Genomic DNA, 4,226 nt, shown 5'->3' with positions numbered 1-4,226 from the left:
GAGAAGATTAATCTCTTCTCTATGTACTCTGCTTTTGGTAAACACAAATCTGAAACCGCCCTATGCGACATCGCTTGTACGGTGGTGTGAGAGGGAGGTGCTGCAATGCGCCTCTCTACTCGATTCTCTATAGCTGATGGAATAGTGATAGGTGTAAGTAAACAGGAGCCTTCATCTGTAATCATTAATTTTCCGGGTCTCCAAATTTATCAAGCGATGCTACACTCGAGGAATTAACTAAAGAAGCCACTCAACATGGTAAGCTATAGTTGAAAAATTTGATTGGGATGAAAAATTTCTTTTTCGCCCTGGTTAATTTTAAAAATTGTAGTATGGATAAACCTGGATAGGGTAATAAGTATAATATTAGTAATAAGATATTTTATTTAAATACAAACCGCAACTGGGGGCAGTTTCACCAGCAAGTTTTCGATTTTTTCCATTTATGATTTTTGACATATAAGAAGGGCAAATTTCTTTTGTGCCAAAATCTTTTAGCGTTCCTGCCATAATTCGAATTTGATTATATAGAAAAGATTTTGCATCAAATGTTATAGAAATTTCATTATCGCCTTGTTCAAATTTTATTGAATTTATCGTCTTTAAGGCTGAATGTGACTGGCACCCAGCTGACCTAAAACTAGTAAAATCAAAAGTTCCAATTAAGTATTGCGATGCCTTTATCATATTAGCAATATTAAGTGGTGTCATGACGTGCCAAGCACGATCTTTGTATAAAGTTAAAGGAGATTTTCTATTTATAATTTTATATATATATTGCTTTGTTTTATTTGAGAATCTTGCATGAAACTCTTTGTCTACTTTTTCTATTTTGATAATAGAAATTTTTTCTGGTTTAAGGTAATAATTTATGGCGTTTTGTATTTCATGAATTTCATAATATTTTTCAAGTTGAAAATGTGCGACTTGACCATATGCATGAACTCCCGCATCAGTTCTACTAGCTCCATATATATTAATATTTTTTTGAGCTAGTTTAGAAAGGGCCTTTTCAATTTCCCCTTGAATGGTTTTTAAATCTTTTTGATTTTGCCAACCATGATAATTTGTACCTTCGTACTCAATTACAATTTTATATTTTAACAAGATCTTTTTCTTTTTATTGGTTAAAAATTTTTATGTGCTATTTTTATTGAAAACTAATATTTTGTAAATGCATAAAATATATGAATAACGAAAAGAATTATGGTACGAAAAGTTCATATAAAAATTTGCATTGGGAACTACAGGGGCAAAGTGAAAAAGATGTTTTACATTTTGTTCAAAAATTTGGCATAAGCGACATCATTGCTAGAGTATTATTAAATAGAGGCATTAACGATGCTGAATCGGTGCAAAATTTTTTATATCCTAAAATTAAAAATTTGATGCCTAATCCATTTTTAATGAGAGATATGGATAAAGCAGCAAATAGAATTGTTGAGTCAATAAAAGCGAAAGAAAAAATAGTGATGTATGCAGATTATGACGTTGATGGAGCTACTTCTTCTGCAGTGCTAAAAAGATTTTTTTATGCTCTTGGTTTGGAAACTACTGTATATATACCCTGTAGATTTAAAGAGGGATACGGACCTAATAAAGAAGCATTTAAAAAACTTATAGATCAAGGGAATGATTTAATAATAACGGTTGATTGTGGAACTGTAGCATTTGAACCGATTAAATATGCGCAAGGTAGAGGAGTAGATGTGATTATTATTGATCACCATATAGCTCAAGAAAACTTACCAGAATCATATGCTGTTGTTAATCCCAATAGGCTAGATGATGATTTTAAATTTAAAGACATTGCAGCTGTTGGAGTTGTCTTCTTTGTTATTACCGCAATTAGGAGTATTTTAAGACAAAAAGGTTATTTTCAGGAAAAAAATATAACAGAACCTGATATAATGGAGTATTTAGACCTTGTTGCGCTTGGAACGGTATGTGATGTGATGCCACTAACAGGTATTAATAGAGCTTTTGTGCAACATGGATTAAGATTAATAAACAAAAAACAAAATTTAGGTTTAAAAGTACTGGCTGAATGTGCCAATATTGATATAAAATCTGAATCTTATCATTTGGGCTATATATTGGGACCAAGAATCAACGCAGGTGGAAGAGTAGGAAAGGGTTATTTAGGCTCTGTCCTATTATCAACAAATTCATATCAAGAAGCATATGATTCAGCAAAGAGTTTGGAAAAATATAATCAACAAAGAAAAAGTATTGAGAGTATAATTTTAGAACAGGTATTAGCTAATATAAGAAAAAATAATTTTGAGGAAAATAGTGTTATATTGGCATATGGTGAAGATTGGCATTATGGGGTTTTAGGAATTTTAGCCAGCAAGGTAAAAGAAAAATATCAAAAGCCAGCTTTGATCATATCTATAAATGATGGAATAGGCAAAGGGTCGGCTAGATCGATTAAGGGAATTGATATAGGAAAAAATATTACAATAGCGAAGGAAGAGGGACTCTTAATTGAAGGTGGTGGTCATGAAATGGCTGGAGGTTTTAGTATTGAGAAGGAAAAAATAGAGAGTTTTTATCAATTTTTACTAGCTAGAATATTAAAAAATAACAATCATCAAGAGATTTATCAACAAGCTAAAGTTTTAAAAATTGATGCTTTAATTTCAGTAGGGAGTGTGAATAGTAATTTACTGAGTGCTTTGAAAATTGCAGAACCATTTGGTCAAGGAAATGAAAAGCCAAAATTTATGATTGTTGATGCAATAATTTGTAAAGTTTGGACAATGGCAGTTAACCATATAACGCTCGTTATTAAAGATGGCATATACGATGATTCGTCTAAAAGCATAAAGTGTGTGCTATTTAATGGTACTAGTAATAAATATGGTAGTGCTTTGCTAAGAAGCACTGGCAAAAAAATTAGTTTGGTTGGAAATTTACAACCTAATTTTTTCAACAAAGATAAAGTAGATTTTATAATAGAGGATTTTTCTTTTGATGAGTAGGATTGTAGATAATGTTGTAGTTTTTGGTGGAGGGGCGTGGGGAACGGCTTTGGCAAAAACTATTTCTCAAAATGTTGAGCAAGTGTTCATATATTTAAGAGATCCAGAGTTAATTAATGAAATTAATCAAAAACATACTAATTATGCAAAATTAGGGAGCGTTGATTTACCAAAAAATATTATAGCAATTGATAATTTTAAAAGCATTAAATGCGTCAGTATTGGGATTATTGCAATTCCTGTTAAGGCTTTAGAACAGCTTTTTGAAAATATTAACATGGAAATTAAATTAGATAATCTTGTAATTTGCGCTAAAGGCATAGAAAATAGAACTTTAAATTTTCCATCACAAATATGTGAAAAATTTTTTCCTAATACAAATATTGCTGTACTATCTGGCCCTAATTTTGCAAAAGAAATTGCGCAACAAAAATTTGCTAAGACATTAATAGTTTCTAAAAATGAAACATTGCTAAAAGAGTTAAAAATTATATTGGATACGTCCTATTTTAAGACCGAAGTATCAACAGATGTAATGGGAGTTGAAATATGTGGTGCAGTAAAAAACGTTATAGCGATTGCATTAGGAATAGCAAAGGGGTTGAATTTGGGAGAAAATTTTATTTCTGCACTATTTGTATTTGCTCTTAATGAATTGGAGAGGTTGGTTAAGTCATTAGGAGGTAATGTGGCAACAATTTATTCATTGGCAGGTTTAGGTGATCTATTATTAACCTCGTATAGCCTCACTTCTAGAAATACAAATTTTGGCTTTAATATCGCAATAAATAAGCAAAAATTAAATTTGAACGAAGTTGTTGTAGAGGGCTATTACACCTCTAAGTCAATATATGAAATTGCAAAATCTTTTGGTATTGAGATGCCGATATGTAAATATGTATATGAAGTATTATATTTAGATAGAGAGATAAATGAAATCGTGAAAGTAATTTAATTAGCTATCTAAGACCATTGCATAATAGGCAGAAAGAAACATATAGGCATTGCTAAACAAATATAGCATACAATTGAGAAAGCTGATATGATATGCACAATAACACAAATAAGGTTAGTATATGTCAGAAATAATATGTTGCAAATGCAGAGAAAGTAATTAAGACCATTGCATAATAGGCAGAAAGAAACATATATGATAGAATGAAAAGATAAGTACATACGAAAGAGGAGGCAAAATGTCATTTTTAGTAAGAGAAGCAGAAGAACGTATAGAGAAGAGTA

4 protein-coding genes are annotated in these 4,226 nt (G+C 30.9%); 2 read left to right on the top strand and 2 right to left on the bottom strand.

Features of this window, described 5'->3' with window-relative positions; all coding sequences use genetic code 11:
- On the bottom strand, window positions 1-185 hold a 185-nt coding region (locus L8D11_RS03870), incomplete at its 3' end, for a hypothetical protein (RefSeq protein WP_236870361.1).
- A 181-nt stretch (window positions 186-366) separates the two neighbouring features.
- Window positions 367-1,107, bottom strand: a complete 741-nt coding sequence (gene truA / locus L8D11_RS03865) for a tRNA pseudouridine(38-40) synthase TruA (RefSeq protein ID WP_236870360.1) — start codon at window positions 1,105-1,107, stop codon at window positions 367-369.
- A gap of 80 nt (window positions 1,108-1,187) precedes the next feature.
- Here truA and recJ point away from each other — a divergent pair, with 80 nt between their 5' ends.
- Together recJ and L8D11_RS03855 are read left to right on the top strand one after the other, a co-directional pair.
- Entirely contained in the window at window positions 1,188-2,987 is a 1,800-nt protein-coding gene (recJ, locus tag L8D11_RS03860; protein WP_236870359.1) for a single-stranded-DNA-specific exonuclease RecJ, read from the top strand.
- Window positions 2,980-3,942, top strand: a complete 963-nt coding sequence (locus tag L8D11_RS03855) for an NAD(P)H-dependent glycerol-3-phosphate dehydrogenase (protein WP_236870358.1) — start codon at window positions 2,980-2,982, stop codon at window positions 3,940-3,942. Before recJ ends, L8D11_RS03855 begins: the two co-directional genes overlap by 8 nt.
- Window positions 3,943-4,226 lie beyond the last annotated feature (284 nt).

The organism is Candidatus Bandiella numerosa (genome assembly GCF_021811875.1).
Lineage (GTDB): Bacteria > Pseudomonadota > Alphaproteobacteria > Rickettsiales > Midichloriaceae > Aquirickettsia > Aquirickettsia numerosa_A.
The sequence above is the reverse complement of the archived record's forward strand: the minus strand, read 5'-3'. Positions and strand labels throughout refer to the sequence as shown.